The sequence below is a fragment of the Polaromonas sp. genome, assembly GCF_039930745.1.
Taxonomy (GTDB): Bacteria; Pseudomonadota; Gammaproteobacteria; order Burkholderiales; family Burkholderiaceae_C; genus Polaromonas.
On sequence record NZ_JBDTTH010000051.1, the window covers coordinates 15,839 to 30,947 of the forward strand.

Sequence of the window (15,109 nt, forward strand, 5' to 3'; positions counted from 1 at the left end):
GCGCAGCGCCCCCCCGGGGGGCAGCGCAGTACGCGAAGCGACAAGCGTGGGGGCCATATGCCTAGTCCCTGAAATTGTTGAAGCTCAGCGGCATGTCCGGCAGCTCCGCCTTGATCATGGCCATGGCGGCCTGCAGGTCGTCCCGTTTGGCGCCTGTCACCCGCACTGCATCGCCCTGGATGGAAGCCTGCACCTTGACCTTGCTGCCTTTGATCAGCTGCGAGATCTTCTTGGCTTGCTCAGTTTCTATGCCGTTGCGGACCTTGACGATCTGCTTGACCTTGTCGCCCCCGATTTTCTCGACCTTGCCTGCATCAAGAAAGCGCACGTCCACGCCGCTTTTGGTCATCTTGTTGCGCAGGATGTCGGTGACCTGGTCGATCTGGAAGTCGCTGTCGCCGATCAGTGTGATTTCCTTGTCCTTGAGCTCGATCGCGGCGGCTGTGCCCTTGAAGTCGAAACGTGTCCCGATCTCCTTGGCGGTATTTTCCACGCCGTTTTTGACCTTCACCAGATCGGCTTCGAGGACAGTGTCAAAAGAGGGCATGTTTGCGGTTTCCTGGTTGCGTTTCAGGGATGGCAGGGTGAGACAATCCCGTGATGTTAGTCGAGAAAAACGTTCCCCTCCAGTTTTCCAACACCTTTGGCATCATGGCCAAGGCCCTCACGCTGGTGCGTATTGCCAGCGAGGAAGATGTTGCTGCCGTGCTGGCTGATCCAGCGCTGCAAGCGCTGCCCAAATTCGTGCTGGGCGGCGGCAGCAACATCGTGATCACCGGCGACGTCAAGCCGCTGGTGCTCAAGGTGGAAATCATGGGCAAAAAGCTGGCCGGCGAGACCGCCAAAGCCTGGATAGTGGAGGCCGGTGCGGGTGAAAACTGGCATGGCATCGTCAGCTGGACGGTGCACAACGGTTACCCCGGGCTGGAAAACCTGGCGCTGATCCCCGGCACCGTGGGCGGTTCGCCGGTGCAGAACATTGGCGCTTATGGCGTGGAACTGCAGGACCGCTTTGATTCTCTGGACGCCATCGACCTGAGCACCGGAAAAAGCTTCACGCTCAATGCCGCGCAGTGCGCGTTTGGCTATCGTGACTCGGTTTTCAAGCATTCAAGCACCGGCCCCAACGGGCTGGGCCTGGCCGGCAAGGCGCTGATCACGCGGGTGCGTTTTGCTCTGCCCAAAGCCTGGAAGCCCGTGTTGGGTTATGCCGATATCGAGAAGAAGATGGCGCAGTCCCCATCCGTCGTGCCTGATGCGCTACAAATTTATGAGTGGATCTGCGAGATCCGCAAAGCCAAACTGCCCGACCCGCAGGTGATCGGCAACGCCGGCAGTTTCTTCAAGAACCCCACCGTCACGCCCGAACAGTGCGCCGACATCATCCAGCGCGAACCCAAAATCGTTCATTACCTCCTGGACGACGGCTCAGTCAAACTCGCCGCAGGCTGGCTGATCGATGCCTGCGGCTGGAAAGGCAAGACGATTGGCAACGCCGGCGTCTACGAGCGGCAGGCCCTGGTGCTGGTCAACCTCGGCGGCACAGCCAACCCAGTGACCGGCGGCGAGGTGATGACCCTGGCCAAGGCCATCCAGACCAGCGTGTATGAACGCTTCGGTATTCTGCTGGAGCCTGAGCCGGTGGTGGTCTGACGCATGGCACGCTTGGGCAAGGTCTATGCGGGGCCGCAGGTTTCGTTTTGGCGCCGGCTGGTGCTGCGGCATTCGCGTTCTACCGCGGCGGGATTTGCGTTTGTCTGGGTTTGCCTGCTGCTCGGTAACCTGTTTGCGGGCTGGCGCCCACCGGGATGGTCGATGACCTGCATTGCCGTGCTGTTCGCTTCCATGCTGACCGCCGGTGTCTGGGCGGCCCGCGAGCGCGACCGAATGGTCCGTGAGGCGCCGTTGCCGAAGTTCCTCAAACAGAAACTGCTCGCCAGTTATCCGCAGCTTACCCTCAGGGATGCCGAACTCGTCGAGCGCGGCCTGCGTCAGTTTTTTATTGCCTGCCAGCGCAGCAAGAAGCGCTTCGTTGCGATGCCCTCGCAGCTTGTCGACAGCATGTGGCATGAATTCATCCTGCACACCTCGGCCTACCGCGAGTGGTGCGACCTGGTGATCGGGCGGTTTGTCGACCATGTGCCGGCCGAAGTGCTGGGCCGGAGGACACCGATGAATGACGGGCTGCGCCGCGCCTGGTTCTGGGCCTGCCGAGACGAGTCGATCAACCCCAAAAAGCCCAGCCGGTTGCCGCTGTTGTTCGCACTGGATGCCAAGTTTGCCATTCCCGGCGGGTTTGCTTATCTGGCCGATTGCAAAGGCGTGCGCCGCGATGGCGGGGAGACAAGTGCGCAGGTCTATTGCGGGGAAAGCTTTTCGGACGGCAGTTACAGCGGCGATGCCGACGGCTTTGGCGGCAGCCAACAGTCATCGGGTGGCGGTTGTGGCAGCGGCGGCAGCGATGGGGACGGCAGCAGCGGATGCGGCTCCGGTTGCGGAGGAGGCGGCGATTGAACGCACAGGTGGAAACCGCGGGCTTTCGCGTGGTGGATATCCTTCGGCAGGATGAGGTCGACGCCATGGGTGCCGCGATCACCGAAACGATTGAGCGTGTCGCCAGAGCATTGCGTGCCCTCTACCAAGACAGCGAACCCGAAGCCGGGCTGTTCGACAGGCTGCAGCGCGTGGCCATGCGCAATTCGGTGTACGCGTCGGCGCTGCTGTCGGCGGTGTATGCCGACGCCCATCTGGACCCGCGCATTGCATGCCTGGCACATGATCCGCGACTGCTGGAGGCGATCGCGCAGCAATGCGGCCCCTTCGAGACACACGGCGTGACCCTCCGGGTGCGCTGCAGCGTGCCGGCCATCAGCAAAACCTTGCATGGCTGGCATTCGGACGTAGCCATCCATGCGCCAGTACGGGCCGATTCGACCTGCCATACCGTTCTGGGCGCCTGCTGGATTCCCCTGCGCGATGTGGACCCCGCCAGCGGCAGCCTGGAAGTCGTGACAATCCGGCTGCCTGCCCCTTTGGCTCATCGTCGGGACACGGGCAGTTATGTGATCGATGAGGCCTTGCTGGAGGGCTTGCCGCGCCAGGCCATTTCCGTGCGCGCAGGCCAGGCGGCGGTGATAGACCGGTTCACGCCGCATCGCTCGCTGCCCAACCCGAGTGAACAGGTGCGCTGGAGCGTGGTGGCTTGGGTCAAAGGCATTCCGGCCTGATCGGCAGCCCCCGAAAAAGAGCGAGGCCGTAAAAAAGCCGCCCGGAGGCGGCTTGATGCGAAAAATAGACTGCTATCTTTTCAGAAGCTGCTTACGCTTTACTCATGAGGGGTGTGGCCATTTTTTGCTTAAGAAATTGGCCTGCCCGGTAACGGGGCCGCTGGCTTATTCGCCGGTCTTGCCCAATTGCGGAATCGCCGCGCCAGGCTCCAGTGACAGCAGTCCCGAGCGGGTGTAGATGCCCAGCTTGTCGCGAGTGTCGACGATGTCCAGATTGCGCATCGTCAGCTGGCCAATGCGGTCGGCCGGCGAGAAAGGCGCGTCCTCGACTTTTTCCATGCTCAGGCGTTCGGGCTTGTAGGTCAGGTTATTCGAAACCGTGTTGAGGATGGAGTAGTCGTTGCCGCGGCGCAGCTCGACCGTGACTTCGCCGGTGATGGCGCTGGCGACCCAGCGCTGGGCGGTTTCGCGCAGCATGATGGCCTGCGGATCGAACCAGCGGCCCTGGTACAGCAGGCGGCCCAGCTTGCGGCCGTTGTCGCGGTACTGCTCGATGGTGTCTTCGTTGTGAATGCCGGTGATCAGGCGCTCGTAGGCGATGAACAGCAGCGCCAGGCCCGGGGCTTCGTAAATGCCGCGGCTTTTCGCTTCGATGATGCGGTTTTCGATCTGGTCGCTCATGCCCAGGCCGTGGCGTCCGCCGATGCGGTTGGCTTCCAGGATCAGCTCGACCAAGCTGCTGAAGGTCTTGCCGTTCAGCGCCACGGGCCGGCCTTCTTCAAAGCGCACGGTGACTTCCTCGCGCTTGACTTCAACGTCGTCCTTCCAGAAAGCCACGCCCATGATGGGGTTGACGATCTTCATGCCGGTGGAGAGCTCTTCCAGGTCCTTGGCTTCGTGCGTGGCGCCCAGCATGTTGGAGTCGGTCGAGTAGGCTTTTTCGGCCGACATCTTGTAGCCGAAGCCTGCCTTGGTCATAAAGGCCGACATCTCGGAGCGGCCGCCGAGCTCGTCGATGAAAAGCTGGTCCAGCCATGGTTTGTAAATCTTCAGGCCCGGGTTGGTCAGCAGGCCGTAGCGGTAAAAACGCTCGATGTCATTGCCCTTGAAGGTGCTGCCGTCGCCCCAGATGTTGACGTCGTCTTCTTTCATGGCCGACACCAGCATGGTGCCCGTCACCGCGCGGCCCAGCGGCGTGGTGTTGAAGTAAGTCACGCCCGCGGTAGTGATGTGGAAGGCACCTGCTTGCAGCGCGGCAATGCCTTCGGCGGCCAGCTGGTTGCGGCAGTCGATCAATCGGGCTTTTTCGGCGCCGTACTGCAAGGCCTTGCGCGGAATCTCCTCGTAATCGGGCTCGTCGGGCTGGCCAAGGTTGGCCGTGTAGGCGTAGGGAATCGCCCCCTTGAGCTTCATCCAGTGCAATGCTGCGCTGGTATCTAGGCCGCCCGAAAAGGCGATGCCGACTTTCTGGCCGACAGGAAGGTTCTGGAGAATGGTGCTCATGGCGGGGTCCCGGATTAACCGAAGTGGCAGATGTAGTGGTAGGCCTGGCTGACACGTATCTCGAATTTCGAGTTGCCCGGCACGCTGAATTTTTCACCCGCGGAGGATGTCACCCAGGTGTCGCTGCCGGCCAGCTTGTAGTCGCAGGAGCCGGCCACGCATTCCATGATCTCGGGCGCGCCCGTGCTGAAGGTCAGCGTCGAGGGCAGCACCACGCCCACAGACTTTTTGGTGCCGTCGGCCAGGGTGATGCCGTGGCTCACGCACTTGCCGTCAAAGTAAACATTGGCTTGGGTGGTGACGCTGATGTTGGCTATTTGTTCGGTAATCATGGAATGGGTTGGATTGGGCGGGGAAAAGGGGCCTGCGGCGGGCGGGCGGGTGCGAAACCTCTGATTTTAGGTCACCCGCCAGCGCTGGGGTGCCGGCCCTGGACCCTAGCGCGGGCGCGCCCTTGAATCCATCGGGCGGTTTCCCGCGTATTGCGGGTGAAGGACAATGACCACCCATGAATGCAGACAGCCCCGAGATGCAATTGATCACGCTGCTTGAGCGCGTCGCCCAGGCCGACGAAGCCGCACTGAAACAGCTGTACGAGCTGAGTTCGTCCAAGCTGTATGGCGTGGCCGTGCGTGTGGTGGGCAACCGCAGCTGGGCCGAAGATGTGCTGCAGGAAGCCTTCCTCACCATCTGGCGCATTGCGGGGGACTACCGGGCCTCGCTGTCACCGCCCATGGCCTGGATGTGCCTGATCGTGCGCAGCCGGGGGCTGGACTTCCTGCGCCGCCGTACCTCTGAACGGGCCGATCAGGCCCTGATGCTGGACGACGTGATGTCCGACACGATGGAAGGCAACTCGCCCAACCCGATGGACACGGCACTGGCTGGCGAGCAGGCCTGGGCTTTGCACCAGTGCCTGAGCCAGCTCGGGAACAAGCAGCGCGAGGTGGTGAGCCTGGCCTATCTGCGCGATTTGAGCCATGGCGAGCTGGCCGAACAGCTCAGGCTGCCGCTGGGAACGGTGAAAACATGGATCAGGCGGGGCCTCGAACAGCTGCGTGGCTGCATGTCCCGCTTTGCATGACACAGGGTGTTGTTTTGTTTGTTCCTGCCGGTTTGTGGCGGGAAACTTCTGAAGAAGGTAGCGTATGAATTTGACCCGCAACCCCGCGCTGATCGAGCAGTTGGCGGCCAGCTACGCGCTGGGTACTTTGCGCGGTGGCGCGCGGCGCCGGTTTGAAGAGCTGGCACGAACCCACGCTTCCGTACGCGCCGCCGCACTGATCTGGCAAGGCCGCCTGGCCTCGGTGGCCGAGTTGCAGCAGCAGGAGGCCCCCAGCCCGGCGGTGTGGAAGCGCATTGAGAACCTGGTGCACGCAGACAAACAGGCGCGTGCCATGCAGGCTGCGCGGCAGAGGCCAAGAACGGGCACGCAGGGCGGCTGGTGGGCCAGCCTCGGCCTGTGGCGTGGCGCAAGCGCGGCAGGAGCGATGGTGGCCGTGCTGGCTGTTGTTGCCGGCCTGAACCTGAACGGCAAGCTGAATGGCCAGGTTCAAGAACTCAGCGCCAAACTGGCTGCCACACCCGAAATCCGGTATGTAGCCGTGCTTGCGGACGACAAGGCGGCCCCTTCGGTGCTTGTGACCTACGACCCCAAACACAGCCAGCTTCAGCTCCGCCATGTTGGCCAGTTCCACCCTGGCCCGGACAAGTCCCTGCAGCTGTGGGCGCTGCCGCAGGCGGGCGGGCCCCGGTCGCTGGGCGTTCTGGGCGATGGCACGGTGGTTCGCCTGCCTGCGGGCAGCAATGATGTGAACCAGGTGCCTGCGCTTGCGATCAGCCTGGAGCCCAAAGGCGGCGTGCCTGCGGGCAGTGGCCCCACAGGCCCAGTGCTGTTCAAGGGTGCGCTGCTCCCGATGACGCTGTAAACCGACCAGCCGGCAGGTGATCGGACAAAAAAAAGGGGCTGGTAAAGCCCCTTTTTTTCTGATGGTTCTGGCCTCGGCCTAACGCCAGTGGCGATGTCCGTAACCGCGGCTGTAGCCGAAATTGAGCGACACCCCGACAGGCGGGTAATAAGGCCGCGAGTAATACCCGGGATAGGCAACCACCGCCGGTTGCACGTACACCGGTTGTGCATACACGGGCTGAGAGTAGACAGGTTGTTGCGAATACACCGGCTGGGACGGCTCGACATAACCCTGCTGCACATTGGCCTGCGGTGCTTGCGCCGGCATGGTGCCTACGGGAGTGACCTGCAGCCGCACGTAAAGCCCCGGGTCGTTGGGCATCTGAACGGTGTATTGCTTGTCGGCGTATTCGTAAACCACGTTGTAGTGGGTGGTGCGGTTTTCGTACGAGGTCTGGGTGCCGCATTGCTGGACGTTTTGCACGTAGTTGCGGTTGCCTTCGATGTTGTTGCCGACCATAGCGCCGCCGACCAGGCCGATCATGGTGGCCAGTGCCCTGCCGCCACCGTCGCCGACGGCATTGCCCATGGCGCCGCCAGCCAGTGCGCCCATCACGGCGCCTGCACCCGAAGGCGGTGCCTGGGTGATCATGGGTTGAGTGGTGCAAACCTGCTGCGGCACGCTGACCTGCTGCACCACGGGTGTGCTGGAAATGACACGCGCCAGGATGTCCATGGCGGATGCGTTGGCGGCAAACAGCCCGGAAGCGGCGGCCACGGTGGACAGGACGATTGCTTTTTTCATGGTTCAGACTCCTTTTCAGCCTGCTGGAACAGACCCCCTGGGGGGAGCCCGGAATAACTCTGACAGTTTAATGATTCAGAGCGGTTTCGGTGCACACAAGTTCAGTAAAGCACTGTAAAGCTGCCTCGTCAGGGGGTGATTTACAAACGCCCGGCCCAGCTTTTTTCGTCAAATCCGACGGTCACCTGGGTGCCCCAGTCCACCACAGGGCGCTTGATGACGCTTGGCTGCGCCAGCATCAGGGTCTGGGCGGTGGCTGCGTCGGTGGTGGCGGCCTGGAGCTGCGGATCAAGCTTGCGCCAGGTGGTCCCCTGGCGGTTGACCAGTTTTTCCCAGCCCACGGCTTGTTGCCAGACAGCCAGTTGGTCGGCCGGCACCCCCTGCTTTTTGAAGTCATGAAACGTGTGGGCAACGCCATGGCTTGCCAGCCAGGCGCGGGCTTTTTTGACGGTGTCGCAGTTGGGGATGCCGTAAACAGTGATCATGCGCCATTCTGGCATGAAATCATGTGTCAAATTGGCCTTCAGCCCAATGGATGCGGGCGGCAGCAGCTACGTATTTGATAGCGACTTCATCCTCGCAGAGCGCGGGGCCAAGGCTTGCGGGCTGCGGGTCCGCGAGCGCCAGCAGCGACAATACGGCCCTGTATGGACAAGCTGAACACCCTCGACGACTGGCTCGCGCATTGCGAACGCCTGCACCCCCATGCGATTGAACTCGGGCTGGACCGTGTCCGCAGCGTAGCCACCCGCATGGCGTTGCGGTTTGACTGCCCGGTCATCAACGTGGCCGGCACCAATGGCAAGGGCTCGAGCTGCGCCATGCTCGAAGCTATTCTGGGGCAGGCCGGTTACCGCACCGGTGTCTATACCTCGCCGCACCTGGTTCATTTTGAGGAGCGTTGCCGCATCCGGGGCGAGATCGCCTCCGCCGCGGACCTGGTGCCGCACTTTGCCCGGGTGGAAGCGTTGCGCGGAGAGATCTCGCTGACCTATTTTGAATTCACCATGCTGGCCATCTTCAGCCTGATGGCCACTTCCGGGCTAGACGTAGTGATCCTTGAGGTCGGTGTGGGTGGGCGGCTTGATTCGGTCAACATCATCGATGCCGACTGCGCGCTGATCACCAGCATCGACATCGACCACACCGAGCTGCTGGGTGCTGACCGGGAAAGCATTGGCTTCGAGAAAGCCGGCATCATGCGGCCGGGGAAACCCGTGGTGGTTGGCGACCCGATGCCGCCGCAAAGCGTGATAGCGCACGCAGCCAAAGTGGGGGCTGACCTGTGGCGGCTGGGCCATGACTTCAATTTTTCCGGCGACAAGCAGCAGTGGGCCTGGGCCGGGCGGGGTCGGCGTTATGCCGGCCTGGCTTATCCGGCGCTGCGCGGCGCCAACCAGCTGGTCAACGCCTCGGGTGTGCTGGCTGCGCTGACAGCCCTGCGCGACCGCTTGCCGGTAACGGCACAGGCCATACGCAATGGGCTGGGCATGGTGGAACTGCCCGGACGTTTCCAGATCATCTCGGGCCAGCCAACGCTGGTGCTTGACGTGGCGCACAACCCGCATTCAGTGGCGGCGCTGGCGGAAAATCTGGATGCGATGGGTTTTTATCCTTGTACCCATGGTGTGTTTGGCGCCATGGCCGACAAGGACCTGGCCCAGATGCTGGCGCGCGTGAACCCCATGGTTGACCGCTGGTATTTCACCGATTTGCCAACCGCGCGTGCGGAAACCGGCGCTGATTTGATGGCCAGGTGGCAGGGCCTGAACACGCGCCAGGACGCGCATGCCACTGTGTTCGCCGACCCGGTGCAGGCCCTGCAGGCCGCAGTGGCCGCTGCAGACCCCGCTGATAGAATTGTGGTGTTCGGATCCTTCTACACCGTGGGGGGTGTTTTGAAGGACGGCCTGCCCCGCCTTTTTGCTCCGCACGCCGCGCCTGGGCACCACGCTTCATCAACTCAGACCTAACGGACCGTCAACACCATGCCGTTTTTCAACTTTCGCCGGAGCCAACCTTCTGCCGCTGCCGCCGGGTCGGGTGCCCAGACCGAAAGCGTGGAAGTGATACGCAAACGTGCGAAGCACCGCCTGATCGGTGCAGTCGTGCTGGTGCTGGCCGGGGTGATCGGTTTTCCTTTGCTGTTCGATACACAGCCGCGGCCGGTGGCGATTGATATTCCAATTGAAATACCGTCCAAAAACGGGGTCAAACCGCTGGTGATGCCGGCGCCGGCCACCGCGCCCGTGGCTGCCGCCCCTACCCCGTCCCCCAGCCTGCCACCCCACGAAGAAGTTGTAACGGAAAAAGCGGCCTCAGCCCCCGCTGTACCTGCGTCAGCAGCTATCAAAAGCGAAGCAAAACCAGAGCCGGCACCGGAACCCAAACCGGCTGTCAAGGCGCCTCTGACCAACGACGAGGGAGCGCGCGCCAAGGCTTTGCTTGAAGGCAAGGTGGCCGCGGCTGTACCGGCAAAAGCCGCACCGGTCAAAGCCGCGCCGGCCGAGGTGGAAGGGCGTCTGGTGGTGCAGGTTGGTGCCTTTGCCGACGAAGGCAAGGCACGCGAAGTGCGCCAGAAACTGGAACGGGCTGGATTCAAGACCTACACCCAGGTGGCCGAAACCAAGGACGGCAAGCGTATTCGTGTGCGGGTGGGGCCGTTTGCCACCAAGGCCGATGCGGACAAGGCCGCCAGCAAGATCAAGGGCCTTGATTTGCCGGCCGCCATCCTGACCTTGTAGTTGGCTGAGCTGTGGCGGTTGCTGACTGGGCGTTTCTGGGTGTACTGGTGGTCTCGCTGATCATCGGCGCGTGGCGGGGCCTGGTGTACGAAGTGTTGTCCGTGCTCGGCTGGGCGCTGTCGTTTTACCTGGCGCAATGGTTTGCTCCGGACGTGGCCGCACTGCTGCCGCTGCAGAGTGCCTCCGAGCAGGTGCGGTATGCCGCTGCTTTTGTGCTGATTTTTGTCGTGGCCGTGTTTTTGGCGGGTTTGCTGGCGGTGCTGTTTAAAAAGCTGGTGGAGGCCGTCGGCCTGCGGCCGGTTGATCGCACGCTGGGAGCGGCTTTTGGCGTGGTGCGCGGGGTGATCTTGCTGCTGGCGGTGACCGTGGTGATCAACATGACCGTCCTTAAAAGCAGCGTCTGGTGGAAGGAGTCCGCGGGCGCTGAAATGCTGACCGCAGCGGTCAAGGGCCTGAAGCCGGTGTTGCCCGAACAGTTTGCAAAATACCTGTAATTGATGACGATTTGATGATCGGAAATTTATGTGCGGAATAGTTGGTGTTGTCAGCAACGCCCCGGTGAACCAGCTGATCTATGACGGCCTGCTGCTGCTGCAGCATCGCGGGCAGGATGCCGCGGGCATCGTCACGCAGCAGGGGCGCAAGTTCTTCATGCACAAGGCCAAAGGCATGGTGCGCGACGTGTTCCGCACCCGGAACATGCGCGCGCTGCCCGGCACCGTCGGCCTCGGCCAGGTGCGTTATCCGACGGCGGGCAATGCCTACAGCGAGGACGAGGCGCAGCCTTTTTACGTGAATGCGCCCTTTGGCCTGGTGCTGTCGCACAACGGCAACCTGACCAATGCCGCAGTGCTCAAAGCCGAGCTGTTCACCACCGACCACCGCCACATCAACACTGACAGCGATTCCGAGGTGCTGCTCAACGTGCTCGCGCATGAGCTTGAAAAAACCACGCGCGGTTTGCCACTCAAGCCTTCGGATGTGTTTGCTGCTGTGCGTGGCGTGCACAAACGCATCAAGGGTTCTTACGCCGTGGTAGCGCTGATTGCCGGCCATGGCTTGCTGGCCTTTCGCGATCCTTTCGGCATTCGTCCGCTGTGTATCGGCCGTGGCCAGAATGAAAACGGCAGCACCGTGATGGTCGCCAGCGAATCGGTCGCGCTCGAAGGCACGGCCCACCAGTTCGAGCGCGACATCGCGCCGGGCGAGGCGGTGTTTGTCGATCTCGAAGGCACGGTCCATGCCGAGCAGTGCGCTGAGCATCCGCGGCTCAACCCCTGCATTTTCGAGTTTGTTTACCTGGCCCGGCCCGATTCGGTGCTCGACGGCATTTCTGTCTACCAGGCGCGCCTGAACCTCGGTGAAACACTGGCCAAGCGCGTGGTGTCTACCGTGCCGCCGAACGAGATCGACGTGATCATTCCGATTCCTGAATCCAGCCGCCCGAGTGCTACGCAATTGGCGCACCTGCTGGGCATTCCTTACCGCGAGGGTTTTGTGAAGAACCGCTATGTCGGTCGGACTTTCATCATGCCGGGGCAAGGCGTGCGCAAAAAATCGGTGCGCCAGAAGCTCAACGTGATCGCCAGCGAGTTCAAGGGCCGCAACGTGCTGCTGGTGGACGACTCCATCGTGCGCGGCACCACCAGCCGCGAGATCGTGCAGATGGCTCGCGATGCGGGCGCCAAAAAGGTTTATCTGGCCAGCGCTGCGCCGCCTGTACGTTACCCCAATGTCTACGGCATCGACATGCCGACCGCCGACGAACTGGTCGCGCATGACAAGACCGTGGAAGAAATCCGCATGGCCATCGGTTGCGACGCGCTGATCTACCAGGACGTGGAAGGCATGAAACGCGCCATCGGCTCGCTGAACAAAAAACTCGACGGCTTTGATGCCTCGTGCTTTGACGGTGTGTACATCACCGGCGACATCACGGCAGAGAGCATTGCCAAAATGAACGAACAGCGGATCGACAGCAGTGAAGAAAACGAGGTCGATGTGTCGCGCCTGGCCCTGCCCAATCCGCAGGAAGCCTGAGCATGGCGTCAAGAAAACTGCCTGACGACCTGCACCGCGACACGCTGGCCGTGCGCGTTGCGCTGGAGCCCAGCCAGCATGGCGAAAACTCCGAGGCGCTGTACCTGACCAGCGGCTTTGTGCAGCCCGATGCAGAAACCGCAGCCCGGCGATTTGCCGGCACCGAGGAAGGCTATACCTACGGCCGCACGTCCAACCCCACAGTAACCAGCTTCGAGCAACGGCTGGCGGCGCTGGAAGGAACGGAAGCAGCGATTGGCGCTTCGACCGGCATGGGGGCCATCCTCATGATGTGCATGGGGCTCTTAAAGTCCGGCGACCATGTCATTTGCTCTCGCTCGATGTTCGGATCAACCATCAACCTGATCGGACGTGAGTTCGGCAAGTTCGGGGTCGAAACCACCTTTGTGTCGCAGACCGATGTGAGCGAGTGGAAGGCCGCGCTCAGGCCCGCCACAAAACTCCTGTTTGCGGAAACGCCGACCAATCCGTTGACGGATGTGTGCGACATCGCCGCGCTTGCTGATCTTGCGCACAGCGTCGGCGCACTGCTTGCGGTAGACAATTGTTTCTGTACGCCTGCGCTGCAGAGGCCCGTCGAGCTGGGCGCCGACCTGGTGATCCATTCCGGCACCAAATACCTGGATGGCCAGGGCCGTGTCATGGCCGGGGCCATATGTGGTCCTTCGAAGCTGATCGTTGATGTGTTCGGCCCCGTCGTAAGAACGGCCGGCATGACCTTATCCCCCTTCAATGCCTGGGTGGTGCTCAAGGGGCTCGAAACGCTGGGTATACGCATGCAGGCCCAATGCGCCAATGCGCTCGCCTTTGCGGAGTGGCTGGAAAAGCAACCCGCGGTTTCGCGCGTCTACTACCCGGGGCTTGCCTCGCATCCGCAGCACGATCTGGCGATGCGCCAGCAGTCGGGGCAGGGTGGGGCGGTGGTTTCGTTTGACGTGCGCGGTGACAACCCCGACCTTGCACGCGCCAATGCCTTTCACGTGATCAACAGCGTGCGCGTGATGAGCATTGCCACCAACCTCGGCGACACCAAAACCATCATTACCCACCCCGGCACCACCTCGCACGGGCGTTTGACCGAAGTGCAACGCCAGGCAGCCGGCATCGGCCAGGGTCTGATTCGCGTGGCCGTCGGACTGGAGCATATTGAAGACCTGAAGGCCGACCTGCTGCGTGGCCTGGACACCCTGACATGACATCACGCAAAATTCGCACCCGCATCGCCCCGTCGCCCACCGGTTTTCTGCATCTGGGCACGGCCCGCACGGCCTTGTATTCCTGGGCCTATGCCCGCCACTTTGGTGGTGAGTTTGTGCTGCGTATTGAAGACACCGATGTGGCCCGCTCCACACAAGACTCGGTGGACCAGATCCTGGCATCCATGCGCTGGCTGGGGCTGGAGTATGACGAAGGCCCGATCTACCAGATGCAGCGCCTGGACCGCTACAAGGCCGTCATTGACCAACTGATCGCCGAAGGCAGGGCCTACCGCTGCTACAGCACACCCGAAGAACTGGACGCCGTGCGCGAAGCCAAAAAGGCCCGTGGCGAGAAAGCGTTGTACGACGGCCGCTGGCGCCCCGCACCGGGCAAGACCCTGCCCGACGTGCCCGAGGGTGTATTGCCGGTCGTGCGTTTCTGCAACCCGCCCGATGGCGACGTGACGTGGGACGATATTGTCAAAGGCCCCATCACGATCAGCAACCGCGAGATTGATGACCTGATCATCGCGCGCACCGATGGTGTGCCGACCTACAACTTTGCCGTGGTCGTGGATGACTGGGACATGGAGATCAGCCATGTGTTCCGTGGCGACGAGCACATCAACAACACACCGTGGCAGATCAATATCTTCCACGCGCTGGGCGCGACACTGCCGCAGTTTGGCCACTGCCCGGTGATCCTGGGTGACGATGGGCAAAAGCTGTCCAAGCGCCGCGGCGCCGTCAGCGTGACGGCCTACGAAGAGGGCGGCTATTTACCCGAAGCCATGTTGAACTATCTGGCGCGCCTGGGCTGGAGCCATGGCGACGAAGAGCTGTTCAGCAGCGAACAACTGGTGGCCTGGTTCGACGGCACACATTTGAACAAGAGCCCCGCGCAGTGGGACCCGGTCAAGCTGCTGTGGGTCAATGCGCAATACATCAAGCGGGCTGACAACGTGCGGCTGGCAGGACTGGTCGCCACCCAGTTGGCCAAGCAGGGCATTGCGCTGGAAGCTGAGCTTGTCGCAACCCATCTGCCCCAGGTGTGTGCGCTGTTGAAAGACCGTTGCGATACAACCGTTGCGCTGGCCGCTTGGGCCACAAAGTTCTACAGCGACATCACGCCCGATGCCGGCGAGCTGGCCCAGCACGTGACCGATGCGGTGCGCCCGGCCGTTGCCATGCTGGCCGAGAAGCTGGCGACGTGCGTGTGGGACAAGGCATCCATTGCCACAGTCATCAAGGACGTGCTGGCGGCCAACGGCTTGAAAATGCCGCAGCTGGCCATGCCGGTGCGTGTGCTGGTGGCGGGGCGGCAGCAGACCCCCTCACTCGACGCATTTTTGGCGTTGATGGACCGGCAAAACGTCATCGCCCGGCTCGGCCGCTTGAAAAGCCTGTAATTTTCGGGCTATAATTCAAGGCTCGACGATTGCAGGGAAACTTGCAAACATGGGGGTATAGCTCAGCTGGGAGAGCGCTTGCATGGCATGCAAGAGGTCAGCGGTTCGATCCCGCTTACCTCCACCATTGATCGTCGGAAGATTTAAGAAGTTTTTTGCAGGCCTTTGTGTAAAACGAAAAGCTTGCTCCGGAAGTTCAAGGTTTTGACCCTATCGTCTAGAGGCCTAGGACACCACCCTTTCACGGTGGCT

16 protein-coding genes and 1 tRNA gene are annotated in these 15,109 nt (G+C 62.0%); 12 read left to right on the forward strand and 5 right to left on the reverse strand.

Going from position 1 to position 15,109, the window contains the following annotated elements:
* Positions 1–61 precede the first annotated feature (61 nt).
* The gene (locus tag ABI660_RS15105) at positions 62–547 is read right to left on the reverse strand and encodes a YajQ family cyclic di-GMP-binding protein (protein ID WP_348069476.1); all 486 of its coding nucleotides are present in this window, start codon (positions 545–547) and stop codon (positions 62–64) included.
* 53 nt (positions 548–600) lie between these two features.
* Here ABI660_RS15105 and murB point away from each other — a divergent pair, with 53 nt between their 5' ends.
* The 3 genes from murB to ABI660_RS15120 are packed head-to-tail and all read left to right on the forward strand — an operon-like array spanning position 601 to position 3,227.
* The gene (gene murB / locus ABI660_RS15110) at positions 601–1,653 is read left to right on the forward strand and encodes a UDP-N-acetylmuramate dehydrogenase (protein WP_348069478.1); all 1,053 of its coding nucleotides are present in this window, start codon (positions 601–603) and stop codon (positions 1,651–1,653) included.
* A 3-nt stretch (positions 1,654–1,656) separates the two neighbouring features.
* Positions 1,657–2,514 (forward strand): hypothetical protein, encoded by an 858-nt coding sequence (locus ABI660_RS15115; protein ID WP_348069480.1) that lies wholly within the window; start codon positions 1,657–1,659, stop codon positions 2,512–2,514.
* Complete coding sequence (locus ABI660_RS15120; protein WP_348069482.1) at positions 2,511–3,227, forward strand: phytanoyl-CoA dioxygenase family protein; 717 nt, start codon at positions 2,511–2,513, stop codon at positions 3,225–3,227. Before ABI660_RS15115 ends, ABI660_RS15120 begins: the two co-directional genes overlap by 4 nt.
* Before the next feature lie 165 nt (positions 3,228–3,392).
* Here ABI660_RS15120 and argG read toward each other — a convergent pair whose 3' ends face one another.
* Both argG and ABI660_RS15130 read right to left on the reverse strand, forming a co-directional pair.
* A complete protein-coding gene (argG, locus tag ABI660_RS15125) occupies positions 3,393–4,730 on the reverse strand; it encodes an argininosuccinate synthase (RefSeq protein WP_348069484.1) in 1,338 nt (445 codons plus the stop codon).
* Positions 4,731–4,744: 14 nt separating this feature from the next.
* Positions 4,745–5,062, reverse strand: coding sequence for a pyrimidine/purine nucleoside phosphorylase (locus ABI660_RS15130; protein ID WP_348069486.1), 318 nt, complete (start codon positions 5,060–5,062; stop codon positions 4,745–4,747).
* A 176-nt stretch (positions 5,063–5,238) separates the two neighbouring features.
* Here ABI660_RS15130 and ABI660_RS15135 point away from each other — a divergent pair, with 176 nt between their 5' ends.
* Together ABI660_RS15135 and ABI660_RS15140 are read left to right on the forward strand one after the other, a co-directional pair.
* On the forward strand, positions 5,239–5,814 hold the full coding sequence (locus ABI660_RS15135; protein WP_348069488.1) for a sigma-70 family RNA polymerase sigma factor: 576 nt from the start codon (positions 5,239–5,241) through the stop codon (positions 5,812–5,814).
* Positions 5,815–5,878: 64 nt separating this feature from the next.
* Positions 5,879–6,658 carry an anti-sigma factor gene (locus ABI660_RS15140; protein ID WP_348069490.1) on the forward strand — a complete coding sequence of 260 codons (780 nt, stop codon included), beginning with the start codon at positions 5,879–5,881 and terminating at the stop codon, positions 6,656–6,658.
* Positions 6,659–6,736: 78 nt separating this feature from the next.
* Here the strand turns inward: ABI660_RS15140 and ABI660_RS15145 are convergent, their stop codons facing one another.
* Positions 6,737–7,444: a glycine zipper 2TM domain-containing protein gene (locus tag ABI660_RS15145; protein ID WP_348069492.1), complete on the reverse strand. Its 708-nt coding sequence runs from the start codon at positions 7,442–7,444 to the stop codon at positions 6,737–6,739.
* 140 nt (positions 7,445–7,584) lie between these two features.
* Positions 7,585–7,929 carry an ArsC family reductase gene (locus tag ABI660_RS15150; RefSeq protein WP_348069494.1) on the reverse strand — a complete coding sequence of 115 codons (345 nt, stop codon included), beginning with the start codon at positions 7,927–7,929 and terminating at the stop codon, positions 7,585–7,587.
* A 162-nt stretch (positions 7,930–8,091) separates the two neighbouring features.
* On the opposite strand from ABI660_RS15150, the gene folC reads away from it, so the two are divergent.
* The 7 genes from folC to ABI660_RS15185 all read left to right on the forward strand — a co-directional run bounded on the left by folC (position 8,092) and on the right by ABI660_RS15185 (position 14,984).
* A complete protein-coding gene (folC, locus tag ABI660_RS15155) occupies positions 8,092–9,417 on the forward strand; it encodes a bifunctional tetrahydrofolate synthase/dihydrofolate synthase (protein WP_348069496.1) in 1,326 nt (441 codons plus the stop codon).
* Positions 9,418–9,432: 15 nt separating this feature from the next.
* Entirely contained in the window at positions 9,433–10,188 is a 756-nt protein-coding gene (locus ABI660_RS15160; RefSeq protein WP_348069498.1) for an SPOR domain-containing protein, read from the forward strand.
* Between the two features lie 11 nt (positions 10,189–10,199).
* Complete coding sequence (locus tag ABI660_RS15165; RefSeq protein ID WP_348069500.1) at positions 10,200–10,682, forward strand: CvpA family protein; 483 nt, start codon at positions 10,200–10,202, stop codon at positions 10,680–10,682.
* A gap of 28 nt (positions 10,683–10,710) precedes the next feature.
* Positions 10,711–12,228 carry an amidophosphoribosyltransferase gene (gene purF, locus ABI660_RS15170; protein WP_348069502.1) on the forward strand — a complete coding sequence of 506 codons (1,518 nt, stop codon included), beginning with the start codon at positions 10,711–10,713 and terminating at the stop codon, positions 12,226–12,228.
* 2 nt (positions 12,229–12,230) lie between these two features.
* Entirely contained in the window at positions 12,231–13,445 is a 1,215-nt protein-coding gene (locus ABI660_RS15175; protein ID WP_348069504.1) for an O-succinylhomoserine sulfhydrylase, read from the forward strand.
* Positions 13,442–14,857: a glutamate--tRNA ligase gene (gltX, locus tag ABI660_RS15180; RefSeq protein ID WP_348069506.1), complete on the forward strand. Its 1,416-nt coding sequence runs from the start codon at positions 13,442–13,444 to the stop codon at positions 14,855–14,857. Before ABI660_RS15175 ends, gltX begins: the two co-directional genes overlap by 4 nt.
* A 51-nt stretch (positions 14,858–14,908) precedes the next feature.
* Positions 14,909–14,984, forward strand: a tRNA-Ala gene (locus tag ABI660_RS15185).
* Positions 14,985–15,109: the final 125 nt, after the last annotated feature.

Excerpts from the sequence above, each read along its gene's own strand:
- ABI660_RS15105 (WP_348069476.1), bottom strand. The coding sequence starts at position 547 with ATGCCCTCTTTTGACACTGTCCTCGAAGCCGATCTGGTGAAGGTCAAA.
- murB (WP_348069478.1), top strand. The coding sequence starts at position 601 with ATGTTAGTCGAGAAAAACGTTCCCCTCCAGTTTTCCAACACCTTTGGC.
- ABI660_RS15115 (WP_348069480.1), top strand. The coding sequence starts at position 1,657 with ATGGCACGCTTGGGCAAGGTCTATGCGGGGCCGCAGGTTTCGTTTTGG.
- argG (WP_348069484.1), bottom strand. The coding sequence starts at position 4,730 with ATGAGCACCATTCTCCAGAACCTTCCTGTCGGCCAGAAAGTCGGCATC.
- ABI660_RS15130 (WP_348069486.1), bottom strand. The coding sequence starts at position 5,062 with ATGATTACCGAACAAATAGCCAACATCAGCGTCACCACCCAAGCCAAT.
- ABI660_RS15135 (WP_348069488.1), top strand. The coding sequence starts at position 5,239 with ATGAATGCAGACAGCCCCGAGATGCAATTGATCACGCTGCTTGAGCGC.
- ABI660_RS15140 (WP_348069490.1), top strand. The coding sequence starts at position 5,879 with ATGAATTTGACCCGCAACCCCGCGCTGATCGAGCAGTTGGCGGCCAGC.
- ABI660_RS15145 (WP_348069492.1), bottom strand. The coding sequence starts at position 7,444 with ATGAAAAAAGCAATCGTCCTGTCCACCGTGGCCGCCGCTTCCGGGCTG.
- ABI660_RS15150 (WP_348069494.1), bottom strand. The coding sequence starts at position 7,929 with ATGATCACTGTTTACGGCATCCCCAACTGCGACACCGTCAAAAAAGCC.
- folC (WP_348069496.1), top strand. The coding sequence starts at position 8,092 with ATGGACAAGCTGAACACCCTCGACGACTGGCTCGCGCATTGCGAACGC.
- ABI660_RS15160 (WP_348069498.1), top strand. The coding sequence starts at position 9,433 with ATGCCGTTTTTCAACTTTCGCCGGAGCCAACCTTCTGCCGCTGCCGCC.
- purF (WP_348069502.1), top strand. The coding sequence starts at position 10,711 with ATGTGCGGAATAGTTGGTGTTGTCAGCAACGCCCCGGTGAACCAGCTG.
- ABI660_RS15175 (WP_348069504.1), top strand. The coding sequence starts at position 12,231 with ATGGCGTCAAGAAAACTGCCTGACGACCTGCACCGCGACACGCTGGCC.
- gltX (WP_348069506.1), top strand. The coding sequence starts at position 13,442 with ATGACATCACGCAAAATTCGCACCCGCATCGCCCCGTCGCCCACCGGT.